The organism is bacterium (assembly GCA_030693205.1).
Classification (GTDB): Bacteria; Patescibacteriota; Minisyncoccia; order JAHIHE01; family JAHIHE01; genus JAHILZ01.
The window spans coordinates 20,752-41,678 of the sequence record JAUYBG010000010.1 but is presented as its reverse complement, the minus strand read 5'-3'; the positions used below and the strand labels follow the sequence as shown (position 1 = coordinate 41,678).

The following is a 20,927-nucleotide window of genomic DNA, read 5'->3' as shown; positions in this document are numbered from 1 at the left end:
CGGTTAAAGTAAGTTATGAAAAACTCCAATGATTCATTAGTAGTGCTCGGCTGAATGTATTGCTACACTTACACCTGCACCCTATCAGTTCTGTCTTGCGACAGAATTTTACCAGATCATCTCTCTGGAATCTATGATACCTAATCTTGAGATGAGTTTCACGCTTATATGCTTTCAGCGTTTATCTCGTCCGAACTTAGCTACCCAACTATGCCATTGGCATGACAATTGGTGCACCAGAGGTTCGTTCTTTTCGGTCCTCTCGTACTAGAAAAGAGTTCTCGCAAGTATCTACGCCTGCAGTAGATAGGAGTCCAACCTGTCTCACGACGGTTTGAACCCAGCTCACGTACCGCTTTAGTTGGCGAACAGCCAAACCCTTGGGAGCTTCTTCACCCCCAGGATGCGATGAGCCGACATCGAGGTGCCGAACCCAGTCGTCGCTATGGACGCTTGGACTGGACTAGCCTGTTATCCCTAGAGTAGCTTTTATCCGTTGAGCTTTGTGCCACCTACATGGACACATCGGATCACTAAATTCTGCTTTCGCAACTGTTCGACCCGTCAGTCTCACAGTAAAGCCGGCTTATGCTTTTGCGCTATCAGCGCGATTTCCATCCGCGCCTAGCCGACCTTTAAACGCCTCCGTTACTTTTTAGGAGGCAACCGCCCCAGTCAAACTACCCGCCAGGCACTGTTCCTATACCGGATTACGGTATGAGGTTAGAACAAAATTGTAAAAAGAGTGGTATTTCATATTGCGACTCCCCTTAATCCGGAGATTAAGGATCGAAGTCTCCCACCTATTCTAAGCATTTCAAAATTTGGCTCAATACCAAGTTATAGTAAAGCTTCATAGGGTCTTTTCGTCTAGCTGCAGGTAAACAGCATCTTCACTGTTAATGCGATTTCACCGGGTCACTTGTTGAGACAGTACCAGGGTCGTTCCGCTATTCATGCACGTCACTAATTAAGTGACAAGGAATTTCGCTCATTTGTTTTTATTCCGTCATTAAACGAAATGGATATTTGTTGATATCCCTCTATGTCGCCATAGAGATAGGGTCATATCTTACCATCTTTCTATCAATGGTTTTGGCGTTTGATCTCTGAGGATTCCAGAAATATTATAATATTTCTGGCCTTTCCTGCTGATTGTCTGCACTGAATGTATTTTTACTCGGCATAATATTTTCTCATATTGTCTATGTGCGTATTATACCATAGTAACATCAGATTCACCAGAGTTTCCAGCATATGGCCAAATGGACATTTCTTTTTACAGAAATGGGCAGCTACTTTTTTTCCTTGACTGTTCTCCCTATAGCCGTTCCAATCCTAGTGAATTCACTTCCTTAAGTAAATCCACTACCTTAGAACGGTTATAGTTACCGCTGTCGTTCATCAGCGCTTCAGCCGAAAGCTTTCACTTCCAACCTTAACGTTCTGACACTGGACAAGCGTCGGCCCATATACATCCCCTTGCGGGTTAGCATAGACCTGTGTTTTTGTTAAACAGTCGCCCTGATTTCTTTTATTGCAGCCTATCTTGCGATAGGCAGGCCTTATCCCGAAGTTACGGCCGTTGTTTTGCCGAATTCCTTAACAAGAGTTCTCCCGTACACCTTGGCACGCTGATGCCTGCTCACCTGTGTCGGATTGCGGTACGGTTACTATATGATAAATTAGAAAATTTTCTTGGCAACATGACCCCAGTTAGGTTCTCCCGCCCTTAGGCAGAAGTTCCAACATCTCTCGGCTTTTATGAAATTGCTTTCAAAGATCCACGGGATTTGCCTCGCGAATCAGCCTACAAGATATTGACACAAATCCAATAATGTGCCCAACCTCCCACATTGCGTCCTTCCATATCATGACATATAGTAGTGCTGGAATATTAACCAGCTATCCATCGACTACGTCTTTCGACCTCGCCTTAGGACCGACTAACCCTGGGTTGATTTTCGTTGCCCAGGAAACCTTAAGCTTTCGGTGTTATGGTTTCTCACCATAATTCATGTTACTCATACCAACATTCTCACTTCCATACACTCCATCTTTACTCGCGCTCAGACTTCACTGCGTATGGAACGCTCTCCTACCGCTGCCACATCCCGGAGGACATGACAACCCGTGTCTTCGGTACTATGCTTAGCCCCGGACATTTTCGGCGCAAGATTTCAGTAGACTAGTGAGCTGTTACGCACTCTTTAAAAGATGGCTGCTTCTAAGCCAACTTCCTAGCTGTTTAAGAAACCTCACTTCCTTAAAATCACTTAGCATAGATTTAGGGACCTTAGACGACGATCTGGGCTGTTCCCCTTTTGAGCGTGAAGCTTAGCCCTCACGTTCTGACTGCCCTTCTCTGGCACTTTGGTATTCGGAGTTTGTTTGGACAAGGTAGACAAAAGTCCAGCCGTGTCCATTCAGTGCTCTACCCCCAAAGTGGAACAAAGGACGCTAGCCCTATAGCTATTTCGGAGAGAACCAGCTATTACCAAGTTCGATTGAAATTTCATCCCTAACCACAAGTCATCCCATAGTATTGCACGGCTAATGGGTTCGGACCTCCCCTCAACTTTCGTTGAGGTTCATCCTGCTCATGGCTAGCTCACCTGGTTTCGGGTCTTGTAAGTATTGCTAAACGGGTATTTAACCCTCGCTTTCACTACGCCTCCGCTCCGAAGAGCTTAGACTTGCAATACCTAGCAAACTCGTTGGTTCGTTCTGCAAAAAGCACGCGGTCACCCTGCCGAAGCAAGGCTCCCACTCGTTGTAAGTATATGATTTCAGTTTCTATTTCACTGCCCTAAACGGGCTACTTTTCACCTTTCCCTCACGGTACTTGTTCACTATCGATCATAAAAAGTATTTAGCCTTGGCAGTTTGTCTTGCGACAAAGTTAGTAGTACTGCCGGATTCCCATAGGGTTTCTCTGGCCCTATGGTACTTAAGAATAGATACTCAGAGCATGTAATGATTTTCATCTACGGGACTATCACCCTCTTTGGTCGTCCTTTCCAGGAACATTTGACTAATCAAATTACATTTAGTTAGCTCTGTACCGGATTACTCCGATAACGCACCCACCTTGCAACACCACCCGCTGCGCAACAGCGGAAGCTCCAAATCCCAAATTCCAAATCCCAATCAAATTCCAAATCCCAATTTTCTAAATTCCAATTTGTTTGGAGTTTTGAATTTTGGTTATTTAAATTTTGTTTGGTGCTTGAAAATTGGTGCTTGAAAATTCCGATGTCACGCATCGAGAGGTTTAGGCTTTTCCCATTTCGCTCGCCACTACTCAGGGAATAAATAATACCGATACCGATGTAGGCATTAAATAAATAATGTCTGCCACCGTTATCAATATTAACATTTTTTTCTTTTCCTCTAGGTACTGAGATGTTTCACTTCCCTAGGTTCTCTTTATTACCCTACTTAATTCAGATAATAATTTCTGAGGTTTACTCAGAAGGGTTTCCCCATTCGGATACCCCCGGGTCACGGCCTGTTAACGGCTCACCGAGGCTTTTCGTAGTTACACCACGTCCTTCATCGACTTTTTATGTCAAGGCATCCACCATATACTCTTAGTATGAGTTTTTCATTTTTACTTTAACTAGCAATCAGCGATTACTAGTTTTGAAGATTTTTACCCCGTAGCATCTGCTCGCTGGCAGATTGGTTCGGGGTTGTTTACTTTAGAATATCTTACCCGCATTGTTCCGCCAAATTGGCAGATCAGAGCAAATAAATATCCTCTTGACGATTTAAGACTATAATAAATATAAATTGTAAGCGAACTTTCTACCCAAACTGTTGTGTAGAAATTGCGATACATTATTTTTAATGTACTGCAATTTTCACACAAATTTATTTTTTTTAACTAAAAAACCCGTCTTTCTCTTGGAAGCGGGCAATTAATAAAACTAAAATAATGACGTTTAACTTTTGCGCTTCCTTTCCTGGTAGGTTGTCGTTAAATATTCCATAAAATAATTTATAAAATAAAAGTTTCCGTCTCTGTCCCTAATAATTAGTTTAATGATGGTTTTTCTCTCTAAATGCCTATTTATATTACCACATCAAATTATCTTGTCAAGTCCCATATATACTAGCATATCCAATAACCTTGTCAAGACCTTTGGCAGGCAGAAGCATTTTGCGTATCTATCTTTAAAAAGAGGTTATCTAACGCAATAGATTGCCAAACATAGTTAAGAATTGAAATTGCTTAATATTACAAGACAATGTTTAAGAAAATATTTTTACGCGTGTTATCCACATTAAAAATATAACCTAAAAAATACAAAATACTCCGCCTTTATTATCAGGCATAATTTAACGCGCAACACAAGCTATGATAATCTTACTTCATTCTCTCTCTGGTTTTTTCTAAAATTCCCTTAGCCATATCTCTTCCGCCTAAACCGAAAGCAATGCCTCCGGCAATAGCGATCATCGCCACCATTCCGGTAAACAAGATCTTAACAAACTCCAGCTGCAAACCCAATTGGTCAAGCGCGATTAGAAGCGCAAAGATTATTATCGCCCATTTGGCCATTTCGCCAAAAATTTTCGGCGAACCGAACGCCGCGGTCTTGAAGCTGCCGCTGACAATTCGGTAAGAAAACTCCGCTATCAAAATGCCAATACCCAAAATTATTACCGCAATTATTATATTCGGAATATAATTCAGGATATTGTTCAAAAAACTTGAAACCTGTCCCAATCCAACGGATTCAGTCGCGATAGTAACGGTCAGCAAAATTATTATCCATTTGGCCGCATCTTCGCCAATCCTGACCAAGCTCATTTTTATGCCGGATTTTTCAAACCTTTCTTTCAATCCGCTTGCAACCAAAAGACTGTCAATGTTGATAGCTTTTAGAATTTGACGGACAATTCTTCCGACGATCACCGCAATAATCCAACCAAAAATTATTATTCCGAAAACCAGCGCCAAATTAAGAAAAAAAGCGACCATTTTATCCCAAATTGCGGTTGCCACTTCGATATTTATATTTTCATAAGCCAACATTATCGTCACCCCCTCTCAAATTTTTTTATAAAATTATTTATTTTTTGCTCCGGAAAAAATATATTTCAAAATCCGTAACCAGCGTTCGCCAAAAAATATGGCATTCAATAAAATAAGAGAAATAATTATAATCGCATCATAGCTGACGCGCGTCCAGTAGTGATCTTCCAGATGAAGCCACATGCCAAACTCATCGAATGTGAGCCCCAGGCCAATACCATATAAAGTGATTATTTTATTCCGCCATCTGGAATTGGAGAAATAAAATCCAAGCAAACCGGAAATGGCCAATAAACTGATGCCAAAATTCAAATGATGAATATGAACTCCTCCTATTTCCAAAATTGGCGCAGCAACCAAAGCATATACTCTCGCCACCACGAAAGCGAACAGAAAAGACACTAAAATAAGAAATGAAACTTTTTGTCCGTGCTTGTCTTTCAAGCGGCGGAAAAAATCGAGGAAGAACATAAAAAATTACATTAATAAAATTATCCGCCAAAGATCACGCTTTTCCCGCGCTGCCGAAAACTTCCATTTTTTTCTCGACCGCGTCTTGGGTTTTTTTCCTGGCAAAAGCCAAGATCTTCCTGGGATCGTATTCGGCCGGATTTTTTCCCAAATATTCTTTTATGGCAAAACTAAAAGCCACTCGTATATCCGTATCGATATGGAACAATGCCACCCCTCTCCGAATTGCGTCTTTTATCTTGATATCCGGAAAATCCGATGCGCCATGAAGCACCAAAGGAATTTTGACAAGCTGAAATATTTTTTTCAAACGAATAAAATCCAGATCTTCCCGCTCTTTGTAAAAACCATGAGCATTGCCGATCGCCACCGCCAGATAATCCACTCCCGTCTTTTTCACGAATTCTTTCGCCTGCTCTGGATCAGTCATCGCTTTTTCCCAAACATTGAATTTCGCTTCTTCGCCTTTATAAGGCACAGCGCCCAGCTCGCCTTGCGCGCTAACTTTATGTTTATGCGCCAATTTTACCGTCTTTGCGGTCAAAGAAACATTTTCTTCGTAAGAAAGCCTTGAGGCATCCATCATCAGCGCGGTAAATCCGGCTTTAATATAATCGGGAAATCTCTCGATCTTTTTTCCATGATCAACCTGGATCGCCATCGGTATTTTTTTCGCCTCTCTATCAGCGCCCAAAGATCTTATAATGGAAACGATAGCATCGAGTCCGGCGTATTCAATGGCCGCTTCCGAGACATTAATAATTATCGGCGATTTTTTCGCCACTGCGGCATTGATTATTGCCTGAGTTATTTCGAGATTTCCGGTATTAAAAGCGCCAATCGCGTAACCGCGCCGCCTGGCATCAAGCAGTAATTTTTTTGCGGGAAAAAACATATATAAATGAAAAATTTAAAACGAAAAACTAAAAATGATAATTTAAAATCTAAAATTTTTAATTTTTATCTATCGTTTTTAATTTTTCACTTTTAATTTTTATTTAATTTGACACCGCTTTTATTATATTTATGAACTCATTTGCTTTAATGCTTGATCCTCCTACCAGCAAACCATCCATATTGCCTTTATTGATAATATCCTTCGCGTTCTGGCTGCTGACGCTTCCTCCATATAAAATTGGAACCTTATCGGCAACCTGCCGGCTATAAAAACCAGCAAGCATTTTTTTGATCAGCAATTTGGAGCTTAAAATATCATCAAAAGTCGGAATTAAGCCGCTTCCTATCGCCCAAATCGGCTCATAAACAATAAAAATTTTATTCGCCTCAACTTCGTTTTCCGTAATATTGGCGAAAGCGTCATTTATCTGTTTTTTAATAACATCCTGAGTCTTTTCTTCGTTTTTTTCTTCAAGTTTTTCGCCAATGCACAAGATCGGTATCAGTTTATTTTTAAAAGCCGCTAAAATTTTTGCGTTTATCGTATTGTCAGTTTCCCCAAAATACATTCTTCTTTCCGAATGCCCGACAATTACGTATTTCACCATCGCGTCTTTAAGCATTACCGGGGAAATTTCTCCGGTATAAGCGCCTTTTTCCTCCCAATGCATATTTTGCGCTCCAATGCTTATATTATCGCCATCATTGATCTTCAATTGCGGAAGCCAAAGCGCGGGAGAAGCAATGATCACTTCCGCGTTTTCCGTCTTTCTCGTTTCTTTTTTTATAGCATTAAAAAGCTCCCTGGCTTCGCTAAAAGTTTCCGGATTCATTTTCCAATTGGCAATAATGATTTTTCGATCGGTCATAATTTATTTTGTCATCCTGAATTTATTTCAGGATCTTTAATACTCGTTTATATTTTTATTGATTCTATTGAGCGCTACAGATACTATTATAGATTCCGAAACAAGTTCGGAATGACAAATGCAGTGATTTTGATCTACTAAACTTTTTGCTCTCTTAAAAACTCAGCCGCTTTTTCCGGCTCAATAGTGGAAATTTCGATTCCGGTGCTTAGTTCAAAACCGGCCCAAATGGAAGTTTTCGGCATAATTTCAAAATGCCAATGATAATGAGGATAATCTTTGCCGTCGCAAGGCGCGGTATGCAAGAAAAAATTATACGGCGGATTATCCAGCCCTATATTGATCTTTGCCAAAACTATCCTTAGCGCTTCCGCAAGCTGGATCTTGCCGGCCGGAGTAATTCTCTCAAAATACGGCGCGTGAAATTTGGGGTAGATCCGCGCTTCAAAAGCGCTCCGCGAGGCAAAAGGACAAAACGCGATAAAATCTTTATTTTCAAATATAACTCTTTTTTTATTTTCTTTTTCCCAATCGATCATTACGCAATGAACGCATTCTTTGTTCTGATGCCAATAATTATCAGAGCCGTTCAAGCTCCGGTAAACATCCGGATCAATGACCGGCATAGCGATCAGTTGCGAATGGGGATGATTGACCGACGCTCCCGCTTCTTTGCCATGATTGTGAAAAATAGAAATATAATCCACAAATCTCTTATTCATTAAATTCAAGTATCGCTCCTGATAAGCGTTTATTATTTCCATAACCTGAACCGTGCTCATAAGTGCAATGTGCTTTGCGTGATCTCGCGTAATTATAACTTCGTGATATCCGACGCCATTGACTACTGAAAAAGGCCCTTCGGTCCGCCTATCCAGTTTCTTCGAGTAATCAAAAGCCGGGTATTTATTGGGCACGACCGCTACTGTCCAGTCCCCTTTCGACTTTTCGTAAACCAAAACCGGTTTGGCCTGTTTTGACATATCGCAAAAAAAACATTCGCCCCCGTTTTCGTTGGGTTTTTGATCTTTTTTGTTCTTAAAATCGTCGGGGCGTTTAGCGCGTCCGGTGGCGATCACAACCCACGCGCCGCTAACTAGATCCTGGCGAATTTCAGATAAAGAAGACATAAAAAGATTTATGAATTATGATTTATGATTTATGAATCTTTGATTATTCTTAAATCGTAAATCTTTAATCTTAAATCACTTGAATTAGTTATATTTTCCCGTCATTAAATTCCATTTTATCCTGGCTAATTCCACAAAAGTATTAATATACCCGCTAAAATTTACTTTGGAATTAGGATCGTTAACCCAGACAATCGGCACAGTTTTAATTTTATAGCCAAGTTTGAGAGCCAGCGCCAAAGCTTCAATATCAAAGCCCCATCTATCGATGGTCATCTTCTTAAATATTTCTTCGGAAGCTTTTTTGCTAAAAACCTTGAACCCGCACTGGGTATCCTCTATGCCGGGCACTGCCAGTATTTGTATCAAAAAATTTCCAAAATCACCCAGGAGCTCTTTAAGGCGCGATTGATGAACCGCGATTTTGCTTTCTTTCAGATCTCTGTCGCCGATCACCACATCGTATCCTTCTTTAAAAAAAGGTAAAAATCTGTCAACTTGATCCAGCGAAGTGGCATTGTCAGCATCCATAAAAACACGAAACGCGCCGCGCGCCTCAAGCATGCCCTGCCTCGTTACATATCCCTTGCCGTGATTTTCTTTATTCTCTATAACTCTAAGATTATAAATTTTCTCAGAAAATAATTTTGAAATTTCGGCAGTCTTATCGATAGACCCGTCGCAAACCACTAAAACCTCTGCCAGATAATTTTGCCGCGATAAAAATGCGGCAATTGATTCTAATGTTTTTTTAATTCGACTTTCTTCATTATAGGCGGGAACAATGACAGAGAGATAAACGCTGTTTTTTAAATTATCGGTTTCATTATCCATAAGCTGGTTTAATTAATTAAAATATGTTTTTGATTTATGATTTAAGATTTAAGAAAAAGTAAAAAAATATTCGTAAATCATAAATCTTAAATCCTGCCTTATTATACCACATTTATCAAAACTATAAAAGGCGGGTTATCCCCGCCTTTCCAGATAATCCGCCAGGATTAGAACCGCCGCAGATTCATCAATTCTCTTCTTTTTGACTCCGGCATCTTTGAATATGCCTCTCGCTTCGTGTGAAGTGAAAATTTCACTTTGTTCCTCTACCGGAATGCCTGTTTTTTCCCTCAATATCTCAATAAATTTTTTGGTTTTTATGGTTTGCTCGGTCGGTTTTCCGCTTAAACCCGCGGGAATACCCACTACAATTCTAGTTACCATTTCTTTCCGGCAAATTTCCATAATTTCCGGCACCAGATCAAGATACCCTTTGTTTTCAATAATGCCAAAAGGCAAAGCTACTTTCAGCTCCTCAATGGCCGTGGCCAGCCCCACTCTTTTTTCTCCATAATCAATGGCTAGGATCTTAGACATAAATTCATTTTAGCATTTTAACCCGCGCTTGACAAATCGTAATTTTGATGATATGGCTGAGAAAATCTAAATTAAAATTTTATCTTATCCCCTTCTTTAATACTTAAACTGTCCGCTACACCAGCATTAACCTCTAAAACTTTATCAACTTTGCTTTTCGAAATAAGTGATCTGGGTGGCTCGCCTCGATTCGCCGAAGTCGAAGCGGGCTGATAATCTTCCGGTTTTACATTTCGAGTTATTTCCATAATTTCATCCCCGCTTATCCAAATAAAATCTAAACTGAAATTCATATCTTTCATCCAAAAAGAATGATGATCGGAAGTATTAAAAATAAAAAGCATGCCTTGATTTTCGGAAAGATTTTTTCTGCCGGAAAGCCCTCTGACTTGTTTTTCAGGCGTATCCGCGATTTCCGCGTTGATTATTTTTCCATTGATCTTCAGCTCTCTAAAAACGCTTTCCGGATTTTCCGGAGCCAATGCCGGTTTATAGCTCGCAAAAAATAAAATCACGACAGCAAAAAACAATGTTATTACGATAAAAAATTTATAATATTTTCTCATGTTCTAGTTTTTATGTGGAAATTTCATTTAAAATTTTTCCGATGCTTTCCTTGAACCCCCGCGGCTCAAAACCAAAGATCTTTTTTAATTTCTCCGCATCATCCGGATTCGCCACCATAGTGTTGCGCAAAGATTCGGTTAGCCAATAGACCACATTCGCGTTAACCGGAGATATAATGCTTAAACCCTTGGCCACAAGCCGGCGCCAATTTCCTTTAATTCTGAAATAATATCTTTTAATTTTTAATTCTTTCGCGTATTGTCTGACAATTTCTTCATAACTCAAAACATCCTTGCCTCCAATATCAAAACTCTTGTTTATAGTGGCTTTTTTATCAAGACAATCGACTAAATATTTTATCACGTCTTTATAAAATATCGGCTGTACTTTAGTCGCATCCGAATCAATGATCGGGATAATGGGAATTTTTTTTACCATACTGTCAATAAGATCAAATGCGGCCGCTCCGCGTCCGATAATAACCGAAGCCCGAAAAATCGTATAATCAACGCCGCTTTTGGAAATAATATCTTCCACTTCTTTCCTGCTTTTAAGATGCAGAGATAATTTTTCTTTTGGGTCGCATATTGCCCCAAGATAAATGATCCTCTGCACTTTGTTCTCGCGGCAAGCGCGCGCCATATTTTCCGCCGCCAGCCGATCAAGTTTGTCAAATCTCTCCCCTCCGCCGGAAATGCTGCTGTCCATATGATGGATAAAATAATAAACGATTTTCACGCCTTTCGTGGCCGCTAAAAGCGAATCATAATCCAACGCGTTGCCTGTGACATAACTGATATTTTTATTTTCCGCTTTTACAAGCCCAAGAACATCCAATTTTTGAATAGTGGGTTTTCTTATCAAACATCTGATAGGAATATTTTTCTCGGCTAAAATTTTCAAAACGCGCCTGCCAATATAGCCAGTCGCTCCGACAATCAAGATCATATATTTTTTCTCTTTTTACTTTTTTAAAAGAATCTCCGCCTCTTTTACCAAAGCATCGAATCCCTCGGCGTAAAATTCTTTTTTCTCTGGAAAATCGGCATCCTTCATTTCCAATATATTTTTTACCAGCATTGTTTTTTGGGCAGAGAGAGATTCCGACAATCTTCCGGAAAATGACGGTAAAATGGTCAGTGGATAGAGATTCCTGCTTTCGATCAAGTACTCGAGGCCCTGCTCCGCCGGATACCGCCAGCCCAAAAGATCTATGCCCTTGCATTCGGAAAATTTTATCGCTTCAGTGGTAAGTTTCGTATTCGTGACCAAGATAGATTTTACTTTTTTGCCTTCGAATTTTCCCGCCGCCAATATATCATGAAACCGCGCGCAATTGGCAAGAGCTATCTGCAGATCCACTTTTCCTTCCGGCAATTTGTGGTATTTGCATTCGCCGATATAAATAAAATCGTCTTTTTCCGCCAAAAAATCAATTTCGTAGGTCACGCATTTTCCCGGAATAAATAAATTCAGACTAACCTTGTAGCCCATGCTTTTGAAAACCTCTCCCGCGTATTTTTCAAACGAATACCCGGTCGGACCGAGTTTTCTCATCGCTTCCCGGAGATTAAACCGCATAACTGCCTTCAAGTCTTTTTTCTCGAGCATTTCTCTCACTTTCGTAAAAATCTCCGTGGTTTTCATTCCGGAATACGCCCCTTGCTCGATAGCAGTAGAAATTTTTTTCGCTTCCTGATCCGAAGCGCCCACTCTTTTGGCGCTCCTGAAAACTTTCCCGAGCGAAAACAATTCTTTCTCGCCCTGAATATTGGTGATAAAAATTTTTTTAGGCATAAAATTATGATTAGTTTTTGCAAAAATCACGTAACAATCTTTATTCATAACTACATCTTAACATAAATGTTCCTCTCTTGACAAATAACAATTAATAATTTATACTTTATTTGTCGTCAGTAAGGCAAGCCAATTAAGGCAAGCATAGATAGAATATTCAGAAACTTTTTTTATAGGGCAACGAAGCCCATTAACCCCCACTCCCCAATCCCTACTGACGATTTATAATCACTGCACCCTTATTAAAAAACAAAACTCGCAAAGAAGGCAATTTAAATTAAATAATTTAAAACCTTCTTTTTTCTTTTTATAAAAAAATAAACCCAACCCCGCAGCTTTACTGCGGGGTATCAGGGTGGGTATTTTACGATAAGTTTCGGCTCCGCCGAATACCTTATGTAGAAACCGTAATAACCGACGAATTTAATTTTCCGCCGGCTATTTTTTACCTTATTTTTAACTTTATAACTTTCTACTTTATAACTTGATAACTTATAATTTATTTCCACCCTTGCCCTACTACTCGCCACATCACCTGCTCTTGCGGCACTTGGATCGGGCCTTGCGGAGTTTGCTGGACAATATTTACCTGGCCTTTCCGGTATTCCAAAATAAGCTCAAAATAATTCGATTCATCGGTATTTTCAATGCAAGCCAGTTTATAGGTTTTAGTATTTATCGCCCTGCCATCGCCCAGCTCCGCTTCGGCGTTCCAGTTCGCGCCCAAACCCATTTCTTTTTTGTATTCTTCGTAAAGTTCCGACATCAATTTCGCGAGATCGCTGTCGGCATTAACGACATTTTTCAAACCCAAGTCATCTTTCGCTTCGCGCCGGCCGATAAAATATTGATGGGAATAAAGTTTCTCCGTGAAATAATCCACGATCGTGGCAATCTCATTATCGGTCATTCTTTTCTTGTGGCTTTTCAATAAACTTTTGGCCAGCATCCGGATCAAGTTATGAATGCGGTTGACATTGCCAAGCGCGAGAGGATGAATTTGCGGATTGGCTTCCACGAATTTATTGAATATTTTTGCCAGTTCCGCATCGCTTTTGATGCCAAACTTGCTTTTCGCGAGGTCAAAATATGCCATCACGTCTTCCACGGAAATGGGAATTTTGCTTTGCGGGTTCGCCGGATCAGTAGGATTAAAAACATTGGCTGTCGAAGGATCAATCGGTGAGAGCTCCGCCAGATCCGTCATTACAATTTCATCCGCTCCGAGCGAGATCATTGTCGCGGCGCTATGGGATTTATAAGGAATTAAAACGCTAAAAGTATCGCAATATTCGCGGATCATTGAAACCAATCGCCACGGCACCATCGTATCTCCGCCGGAGCTGTATAAAAATAGATCTATCTTCGGCACTCGTCCGATCTTCCGTAATTGCGCGCTGACAATCGGAATTATATCCATGGCAATCCGGGCATTCACCGGCCCCTGCCTGTCACTAGTGATATAAGTAATTACTTTTGAATTTCTTGATTTCTCAATTTGCTTGATTAGGTTTTGTGTTTGCATAAGAATTGTTTTTGAATTAATTTTAAAATTTTTTTTTGTTCTATTTTTTTAATATTTCTTCTGTTCTCAGAAGTGTAGGTGGTAAAACTTCTAACGAATGTAATCTAAATAATGCAGTATTTGGATTTGTAAATAATCCATGCCAAATCTGATGGCATTTCACGATTTTTTTATAAAATTAGGAGGGTACTTTTGATATAATCGGCCGAAGAAGGATAACTGCCAAACTAACTCCTTTCCGTATTCCTTGCTTGTTTTATTTCTTCTCTCCCCTTTGAGAAAAACCTTATAGCTTCTGCCAGTTCCTTGTGTTTTTTGGCATATTTTTTAATATCAATCCCTTTTTTATAGGCCTCGCACGCTTGAACTAATGCTTTTGCTCCGGCAGCGGTTCCTTTTGGATGCGCGTGGCATCCCGCGCCCATTGTTGTAATAAAATCTATATTTCCCATCACATCAATAAACGGCTTTAGCAATGTCGGATCTAAACCCCCGGAAATAATCGGGCAACATTTCTTCATGCCTCTCCAGCTATCATCTTCTAAAATAACCCTGTGAGCAATATCTTTATGAACAAGATTTATGGCATCTTTGTCCGTTTCGGGTATTGTCGCCCATTCTTGTTCAAAGAAATGCCCTTTGCTTTTAAAACGCAAAATATTGCGCGCGGCAACAACATCTTCTTCCGGACTTCCTTTCATTTTTCCCACGCCGGCTGTTCCTGTGTGAATTCCTGAAGCTCCCGCCAATCTTGCAAATTTAGATAAAACCAATACTGTAAATCCTATTGGGTTTTCCGGTCTGGTATAACCGCCGTGTCCCGCCCGGTGAAAATGAATGAATACATCGGGATATCTTCTTCTTAATGTCTGTACTGCCATCCATCCCGCCGTAATGCCATCAATTAAAAACGCGTAACTTCCCGGTTCAAAACCGGCATTTCTAATCATCTCGCACCTTTTGATCATTGTGTCAAAATCAGCCGCCGAAACATTAAACGAATGGACTTTTTTCCTTCCGGTTTCTTTGACGGCTTTGTCCATCGCTTCCTTTACATGCTTTACCATTTTATCGTATGGACAGAAGTCCTGGTCCGCCTGAGGCTCATCGTTCTTGACAAAATCTCCGCCACCGGACCAAAAATCATAAGCGGCTTCCGCGTATTCCGCCGAGGTTAATCCCATTTTGGGTTTTATGATTGTTCCTAAAATCGGCCTGCCATAGACATTCAAATATTTTCGCATATCATCAAGAGTATAGCTTGGACCATCATACTGTTCAAGCATTGCCGGAGGGAACCAGACATCTAATAATTTTAAAGCGCTCACTTCTTTCATTCCAAGAATATTTCCAGCAATATAGGTTAAGATATTCTGCACATTTCCTCTTCTGTCAAAAAGTCTCCAGGGATAGGCAACCCAAACAAGGTTTCTTTTTAGATCAAGCTGATAAACGAGCGCGTTCATTTCTCTGGAAAAGGAAGTTTCCGTGTTTACTTTGAAAGTTGTGCCGGTGGAAGATTCTGCGGCAATTTCCGCCGCCGCCTGCAGAATGTTTAACTTTCCCCCGGATACTAAATGAAAAGCGGCAAGAAGATATTCTCCATTTTTAGAATCGGGCAAATTCAAATTTACATAAGCTTGTTGCTTTAGATTAAGCGTTTTAAGTAATTGCTTAAGGTTTGGCATAATCATAATAATTCCCTCTTTTTGGATTACCTATAACTTTAGTTTATCATTTTTGGCTTAATAATCTTTTATTGCTTAAGAATATCTCCCAATCGTCTGATGGCTTCGCCATAGCGCGCCCAATCGCCATCCCTTTGCGCTCGAAGCGCCTCTTCATATGTTCCCAATGCTCTTTGTATGCGCTCCTGAATATCTTGAGATGGTATTCTGCTTGAAGCGGATGGTTTTGCTGTCGCGGTTCCCTGTGGTCGTACTCCCGCTCCGCTGCCAAAGATTTTCACTAATCCTTCTTCCAGCGTTTCTTCCATGGCAATTTTATTTTCATACGCCACCACCACTCGTTTTAACTCCGGAATTTTTCCGGCTTCAGCCTTGAGATAGAGCGGGCGCACATACAAAAGCGATTCTTCAATCGGGATGACCAAAAGCGGACCTTGGATTACTTGCGACCCGCCTTGGCTCCAAAGCGAGATCTGCTGGCTAATCTCGGAGTCTTGATTAATTCGGCCTATGATCTGTTTGGGTCCGAACACGAGCTTGTCCTTAGGAAAACGATAGACTAACAATTTACCGTAGCTTTCTCCGTCGTTCCTAGCGACTATCCATGCAGACAAATTGTCTTTTGCCCGTGGAGTAAAAGGCAACATCAAAACATATTCTTCTTTTTTATCTCCGGGCAACTTCATGATAATATGCCTCGGTTGCATCGGCGGAATTCCACCTGCGCGTGACGCCCCTTCTCCTTCTGCCGCAATGGCCGGAATCTCCCACTGATCTTCCTTGTTGTAAAAAATCTGCGGATCATCCATGTGATAGACCGAATACGCGGCAGTCTGCAGAGTAAAAATATCTTCGGGGTAACGCAAATGAGAAACCAAGCTCTCCGGCATTTCTGACATTGGTTTGAATGTTCCGGGGAAAATATTGGCATATGTTTTTATAATCGGATCCTCTGCATCCGCCTGATAGAAAACAACACTGCCATTATACGCGTCAACCACCGCCTTTACCGAGTTTCTGATATAGTTTATCTTTCCGCCATTTAACCGTATAGGTTCCGAGTAAGGATAACGGTCACTCGTGGTATAGGCGTCGACGATCCAATACACCTTGCCGTCGGCAATGACAATATAGGGGTCTCTATCAAATACTAAAAACGGGGCGATTTTGGCAACCCTCTCGGCAATAGTGCGGTAATACAAAATACGGCTTTCGCTGGTTATGTCGTTGGACAAAAGCAGTTTAAGCGACTGGAATTTCACTGCGTAAAAGACACGCCTTAAAAACGAGTTTATCTCCACCCCGCCCTTGCCCTCATATGTCGCGTAGACATTTTCTTCGCCCTTGGGATAATCAAACTCGCGGGATTTTGTTTTGGTAATGACATAATCGTTTGAAAGCTCGCCGAAGTAGATTTCCGGACGCGTAATTTCAAGCTCTTTCACATCCGACTTGGGCGGCAAGTCCTTAACAAACAAAACCGGCAAGCCTTCTGGGGTAACTTGGTTCACCGGTCCGGCCGCCACGCCATATCCATGCGTAAAGGTGAGCCGTTCGTTAATCCAATTTCTATTCGGCAGACTGGCTGAAGCGAGCTCGCGCGGAGAAAGCATGATCTGGCGAATTTCTCCGTCTATGATATAACGATCATTATCAACTTCGGCAAACTCGTAATAGGTTCTGATTTCTTGTATCTGGGAAAAAGTTGACAGAAGGGGTTTTCTATCCCAAAGCCGCACATTTTTGACCGTGAGATTATTGTTCGCGATATCAGCCGCGGTGATGGGTTTATCTCCCGAGATTTCCCGCTCCTCTATTTTATCAAGCGCAAACCCCTGACGGGTAGCGGCGATATTATGCTTAATAAACGGCGTTTCTTTCACGAGCTCATTGGGAGCAACTGCCAGTTTTTGAACAAGAGACGGAATTATCGCTCCGGCGAATCCTACGACAACATACAAAGAAACTGCTCCGACAAGCAGCGACAAATTTCCTTTCCATGCCCAAAAGGCGGCCGAAACTGCCGCAAGCGCCACCGCAGTTATTGAAATCCAAAGCATAAATATTCTCACGGTTGTGTCTGTATACATCGCGCCAAAAACTAAGCCGCTTTGGCTTGTGAGCAGTTCGAAGCGGGAAAGATAGACACCGGCGGCAATGGTTCCGAGAAAAATTACAAGCAAGATGCCAAGATGGATTCTAGCCCCGCGTTCAATTTGCAATTGCTTAAGTAATCGCAAATTTGCAACATTAAGGCTGCCCCGCAAAAAATATATGATCGCGCAGCCGGCGAGCGATAACAAAACGAGAAATTTTATTAGGCCTAACCCCGTCTGAAAGACCGGAAGAGAAAAAATATAAAATCCGATGTCTTTATTAAAGATGGGGTCTGACGAGCCAAAAGCCGCGCCGGAAATAAATTTTAAAACATCCTGCCAATTAGCCGCGGCTACCAGTCCGAAAAAGAACGCGATTGCCAAACTAAAAATAACGGCTGATCTTTTAACAATGCGATTATCCACATTCACCGGCTGGCCGATCAACGACTCCGGCAACATTGCTGTCCAAGAAATTTTCGAGCGAAGCGCCAAAGAGAAGTTGGCAAGCAAAAAAATGGCGGTAAAAATCCCCGCTGCCGAAAACAGCGCTATTTTAGCGGTTAGAGATTTAATAAAAATTTGCGTATGGCTCACTTCAGAAAACCACCACCAATCAGTAACTAAGGCGATAATGCTTGAGAAAAGGATAAAGGTGGCAAAAATCCCGACAAAGGAGAACTGCATAAGGTATTTTGAAATATTCATAGGTTAATATTAAATAATTATAGAGCAATTATATAACTGAATACAATATAATTGGTTCGCTCGTTCGAAATGTAAAAGCAGTAGCTTTTTCCATTTCTCTCTCGCTGCCAATTATAGCAATGTTTCTTTAATAAATCAATAAAAATTACGCCGGCGGTTTTCCTCTCCAGCTTTCATCCTTATTTTTAATAACCAACCGCTAAAGGCAAAACAAGTGACAGAAGAAGCAAAATAATAATGCTGATAAAGATTACTCTTTTAATTTTACTTTGTTTGTCGGGAAGCATATTTTTTAATCGTAGATTCACATTATAGATTTTTCTTTCCTTGTCAAAGAGGAATAAATATCCAAAAGGGCAAAAAGCAGGCTTATAGTGAGAGGTCCCAGCAAGAGACCAATGGGTCCAAAAAATCCAATGCCGCCAATGACCGAGAGGAAAATAATTAAGGGGTGCGAATGCGTGCCGCGCCCAATCAGCTTAGGACCTAAAAAATTATCAATAAGCCCCACCGCTGTCATTCCCCAAATAAAAAGACCGGCCGCAAAAAGCGTCTCTCCGCTAAAGTATAAGTAGAGAATAGCCGGTAGGATCACCAGCGATGTTCCAATGCCGGGCATTAACGCGGCTATTGCCGCAACACTGCCCCATAGAATCGCATTGGGAACTCCGAAAATAGCAAACCCGACTGCGGTCAGTATGCCTTGAACGAGCGCCACCGTGAGACTCCCTTTGACGACGGAATTAATTACCAAGGCAAGTTTATTAAAAATCGCTTCATCGTGAATGTCTTGCAAAGGACTTAAAGCGATGATAGCTCTTTTCAGTTTGCAGCCATCTTTAAACAAGTAATAAAGAGCGATGAGAAATATAAAAACGCCCACCATTACTTTAGCAATATTCGCAAAGAGCGGACCAAGATGCTGGAGCAGCCAGCTTAATCCCTGCTTTAAATATTGATTAACATCAACGGAAAATTCTATCGGCACAGGAGAAAATCTTTTAAGGTTCTGTATGGCGTCATTCACGATGCGAGAAAGATCGGTTGCGCCGCCATTCTCAATGAGAGAAAAGTAAAGCCCGGTTGCTTCCTGAAAAATCTGTATGCCTAAAAGCGCGAGAGGCGCAACAACAACGGTAAAAACAGAGATAGTAGCGAGAAACGCCGACAAGCTCTTTCTATCTCGCGTCATAGTAAGTAATTTTTTATGCAGTGATTCAAAAACAATTGCAAAAACAATTGCCAAGATCAACGCATAGAGAAAAGGACTGAAAATAAAAAAGGCGAGGATAAAGATTCCCGCAAGGAGAATAAGTAAAAAATAAAGTTCTGATTTTTGGCGATTCATGGTGATATTTATTTATGCGCGAATTATTTCCACCCCTGCCCGACCACCCGCCACATTACTTGCTCTTGAGGCGTTTGAATCGGACCCTGCCTATCGCTAGTGATATAAGTAATTACCTTTGAATTTCTTGCTTTTTCAATTTGCTTGATTAGATTTTGTGTTTGCATAAAAATTGTTTTATTTAATTATTACTTTTTAATAGATAGATTTTCAATAAATTTTTCTAATAATTTTTTTAATAATATTCCCAAAATACCAACAGTCGTAATACCTCCTAAAATGTAAGCAATAAAATTAACCGTTATCTTTGTTTCATAAAATAATTGATTAAAACTATCCATTAATTTACTATCAATATTTAAAACTTTATCATTTTTAATATACTCAAAAATGGTAATCAAATTATTTATTTTAAAAATTATTAAAATATAAAAAAGAAGAGTTGAGAATAATAAAATTATCAAAAAAATAATTAATATAAACTTTATAATATGAGATTGGGATAATTGTGAATGAACTAATTTTTGTACCCATTCTGGATTATTTATATCCTTTTCCAAGTTTTTAATTCTCTCTTCGTGTTTATTTACCGATGAGGCTAATTCTAATACAGTAGTCATTTCTGATTTTGGTGTTTCGGCAGAAGAACCTAAATTTTCCTGCGCAGTCTCAACCGATTTAATTTGCTTAAGTTTATTTTTATTATTCCTAGACATAAAATTTATAATTCAAAAATTGGAAATTTTTCTAATATTGGTGGGATTTTAATAATTGCATAATCAATAATTTCCGTAAAATTTTCTTTTGTAAAATCAGAGTTATCCATTGTTTCAGCAATACTATTAATATCTAACTGTACTTTTACCACTCTATCAGCTTTTCCTAAAACTGTAATTAAATTATTCATTCCTGTCTCACCTTTAGTTTTATCCGCTTTATTATATCTAAATGTTAACTCTTTTGGATCTGTAAATTTACTATCTAAAAAAAATTCTTTCTTTAAATATTCAGATCCATTTTCATCATCTATCGTAATTTCAAATTCTATTATAAAACCAACCCTATTTATAATAGAATTTTTAGATTTTAAAAAATCAAATAATTTTAAAGAATTATCCTTTTGTTTACTTAATACTCTATCTATGTTTTCTAAATTTTCGGTTGCGTTATAAAAAACATAGGTTCTATCTAACGCTACATGGCATGAATAAATTCCATCTTTACTATTTAAAATAATTCTCGGAATTTCTGGTGGCGTACCAAATGGTATAGGAAACATTATTGGTTCGCCGTCAAATATACTTCCAACTTTTTCTCTCAATTCTAGAAGAATTTTTGATTTATCGTAGGTATTTCCCAGTTGGAAATTTTTATAAAAAATAGCTGTTTGAATTTTTTTAATTTCTTTTTTCATAC

17 protein-coding genes and 1 rRNA gene are annotated in these 20,927 nt (G+C 40.0%); all 18 read right to left on the bottom strand.

Annotated features, from left to right (window positions below):
- Window positions 1–15: 15 nt before the first annotated feature.
- The 18 genes from Q8N37_02050 to Q8N37_01965 all read right to left on the bottom strand — a co-directional run bounded on the left by Q8N37_02050 (window position 16) and on the right by Q8N37_01965 (window position 20,925).
- Window positions 16–3,609 (bottom strand): 23S ribosomal RNA (locus Q8N37_02050).
- A 763-nt stretch (window positions 3,610–4,372) separates the two neighbouring features.
- Window positions 4,373–5,044 carry a hypothetical protein gene (locus Q8N37_02045; protein ID MDP3057285.1) on the bottom strand — a complete coding sequence of 224 codons (672 nt, stop codon included), beginning with the start codon at window positions 5,042–5,044 and terminating at the stop codon, window positions 4,373–4,375.
- 33 nt (window positions 5,045–5,077) lie between these two features.
- The gene (locus tag Q8N37_02040; protein ID MDP3057284.1) at window positions 5,078–5,515 is read right to left on the bottom strand and encodes a hypothetical protein; all 438 of its coding nucleotides are present in this window, start codon (window positions 5,513–5,515) and stop codon (window positions 5,078–5,080) included.
- Window positions 5,516–5,549: 34 nt separating this feature from the next.
- On the bottom strand, window positions 5,550–6,410 hold the full coding sequence (locus Q8N37_02035; protein MDP3057283.1) for a class II fructose-bisphosphate aldolase: 861 nt from the start codon (window positions 6,408–6,410) through the stop codon (window positions 5,550–5,552).
- A 103-nt stretch (window positions 6,411–6,513) separates the two neighbouring features.
- Complete coding sequence (gene tpiA / locus Q8N37_02030) at window positions 6,514–7,281, bottom strand: triose-phosphate isomerase (GenBank protein MDP3057282.1); 768 nt, start codon at window positions 7,279–7,281, stop codon at window positions 6,514–6,516.
- A 137-nt stretch (window positions 7,282–7,418) separates the two neighbouring features.
- Window positions 7,419–8,411 (bottom strand): galactose-1-phosphate uridylyltransferase, encoded by a 993-nt coding sequence (gene galT / locus Q8N37_02025; GenBank protein MDP3057281.1) that lies wholly within the window; start codon window positions 8,409–8,411, stop codon window positions 7,419–7,421.
- A gap of 84 nt (window positions 8,412–8,495) precedes the next feature.
- Complete coding sequence (locus Q8N37_02020; GenBank protein ID MDP3057280.1) at window positions 8,496–9,245, bottom strand: glycosyltransferase family 2 protein; 750 nt, start codon at window positions 9,243–9,245, stop codon at window positions 8,496–8,498.
- Window positions 9,246–9,380: 135 nt separating this feature from the next.
- The gene (ruvX, locus tag Q8N37_02015) at window positions 9,381–9,782 is read right to left on the bottom strand and encodes a Holliday junction resolvase RuvX (GenBank protein ID MDP3057279.1); all 402 of its coding nucleotides are present in this window, start codon (window positions 9,780–9,782) and stop codon (window positions 9,381–9,383) included.
- 71 nt (window positions 9,783–9,853) lie between these two features.
- Window positions 9,854–10,348, bottom strand: a complete 495-nt coding sequence (locus Q8N37_02010) for a DUF192 domain-containing protein (GenBank protein MDP3057278.1) — start codon at window positions 10,346–10,348, stop codon at window positions 9,854–9,856.
- Between the two features lie 10 nt (window positions 10,349–10,358).
- On the bottom strand, window positions 10,359–11,297 hold the full coding sequence (locus Q8N37_02005) for an NAD(P)H-binding protein (GenBank protein MDP3057277.1): 939 nt from the start codon (window positions 11,295–11,297) through the stop codon (window positions 10,359–10,361).
- Window positions 11,298–11,312: 15 nt separating this feature from the next.
- Window positions 11,313–12,146 (bottom strand): restriction endonuclease, encoded by an 834-nt coding sequence (locus tag Q8N37_02000; protein MDP3057276.1) that lies wholly within the window; start codon window positions 12,144–12,146, stop codon window positions 11,313–11,315.
- A gap of 499 nt (window positions 12,147–12,645) precedes the next feature.
- Window positions 12,646–13,692, bottom strand: coding sequence for a hypothetical protein (locus Q8N37_01995; protein ID MDP3057275.1), 1,047 nt, complete (start codon window positions 13,690–13,692; stop codon window positions 12,646–12,648).
- A 206-nt stretch (window positions 13,693–13,898) separates the two neighbouring features.
- Complete coding sequence (locus Q8N37_01990; GenBank protein MDP3057274.1) at window positions 13,899–15,359, bottom strand: ribulose-bisphosphate carboxylase; 1,461 nt, start codon at window positions 15,357–15,359, stop codon at window positions 13,899–13,901.
- Window positions 15,360–15,427: 68 nt separating this feature from the next.
- Window positions 15,428–18,163: a UPF0182 family protein gene (locus Q8N37_01985; protein MDP3057273.1), complete on the bottom strand. Its 2,736-nt coding sequence runs from the start codon at window positions 18,161–18,163 to the stop codon at window positions 15,428–15,430.
- 304 nt (window positions 18,164–18,467) lie between these two features.
- Entirely contained in the window at window positions 18,468–19,511 is a 1,044-nt protein-coding gene (locus Q8N37_01980; protein ID MDP3057272.1) for an AI-2E family transporter, read from the bottom strand.
- 23 nt (window positions 19,512–19,534) lie between these two features.
- A complete protein-coding gene (locus Q8N37_01975; GenBank protein ID MDP3057271.1) occupies window positions 19,535–19,678 on the bottom strand; it encodes a hypothetical protein in 144 nt (47 codons plus the stop codon).
- A 21-nt stretch (window positions 19,679–19,699) separates the two neighbouring features.
- A complete protein-coding gene (locus tag Q8N37_01970; GenBank protein MDP3057270.1) occupies window positions 19,700–20,227 on the bottom strand; it encodes a hypothetical protein in 528 nt (175 codons plus the stop codon).
- A gap of 5 nt (window positions 20,228–20,232) precedes the next feature.
- Complete coding sequence (locus Q8N37_01965) at window positions 20,233–20,925, bottom strand: hypothetical protein (GenBank protein ID MDP3057269.1); 693 nt, start codon at window positions 20,923–20,925, stop codon at window positions 20,233–20,235.
- Window positions 20,926–20,927: the final 2 nt, after the last annotated feature.

Bases quoted from the DNA above. Each gene is read 5' to 3' on its own strand.
- Q8N37_02010 (MDP3057278.1), bottom strand. From the start codon at position 10,348: ATGAGAAAATATTATAAATTTTTTATCGTAATAACATTGTTTTTTGCT.
- Q8N37_02020 (MDP3057280.1), bottom strand. From the start codon at position 9,245: ATGGATAATGAAACCGATAATTTAAAAAACAGCGTTTATCTCTCTGTC.
- Q8N37_01965 (MDP3057269.1), bottom strand. From the start codon at position 20,925: ATGAAAAAAGAAATTAAAAAAATTCAAACAGCTATTTTTTATAAAAAT.
- Q8N37_02005 (MDP3057277.1), bottom strand. From the start codon at position 11,297: ATGATCTTGATTGTCGGAGCGACTGGCTATATTGGCAGGCGCGTTTTG.
- Q8N37_01990 (MDP3057274.1), bottom strand. From the start codon at position 15,359: ATGCCAAACCTTAAGCAATTACTTAAAACGCTTAATCTAAAGCAACAA.
- Q8N37_02040 (MDP3057284.1), bottom strand. From the start codon at position 5,515: ATGTTCTTCCTCGATTTTTTCCGCCGCTTGAAAGACAAGCACGGACAA.
- Q8N37_02000 (MDP3057276.1), bottom strand. From the start codon at position 12,146: ATGCCTAAAAAAATTTTTATCACCAATATTCAGGGCGAGAAAGAATTG.
- Q8N37_01975 (MDP3057271.1), bottom strand. From the start codon at position 19,678: ATGCAAACACAAAATCTAATCAAGCAAATTGAAAAAGCAAGAAATTCA.
- tpiA (MDP3057282.1), bottom strand. From the start codon at position 7,281: ATGACCGATCGAAAAATCATTATTGCCAATTGGAAAATGAATCCGGAA.
- Q8N37_01985 (MDP3057273.1), bottom strand. From the start codon at position 18,163: ATGAATATTTCAAAATACCTTATGCAGTTCTCCTTTGTCGGGATTTTT.
- Q8N37_01980 (MDP3057272.1), bottom strand. From the start codon at position 19,511: ATGAATCGCCAAAAATCAGAACTTTATTTTTTACTTATTCTCCTTGCG.
- galT (MDP3057281.1), bottom strand. From the start codon at position 8,411: ATGTCTTCTTTATCTGAAATTCGCCAGGATCTAGTTAGCGGCGCGTGG.
- Q8N37_01970 (MDP3057270.1), bottom strand. From the start codon at position 20,227: ATGTCTAGGAATAATAAAAATAAACTTAAGCAAATTAAATCGGTTGAG.
- Q8N37_02045 (MDP3057285.1), bottom strand. From the start codon at position 5,044: ATGTTGGCTTATGAAAATATAAATATCGAAGTGGCAACCGCAATTTGG.
- Q8N37_02035 (MDP3057283.1), bottom strand. From the start codon at position 6,410: ATGTTTTTTCCCGCAAAAAAATTACTGCTTGATGCCAGGCGGCGCGGT.
- ruvX (MDP3057279.1), bottom strand. From the start codon at position 9,782: ATGTCTAAGATCCTAGCCATTGATTATGGAGAAAAAAGAGTGGGGCTG.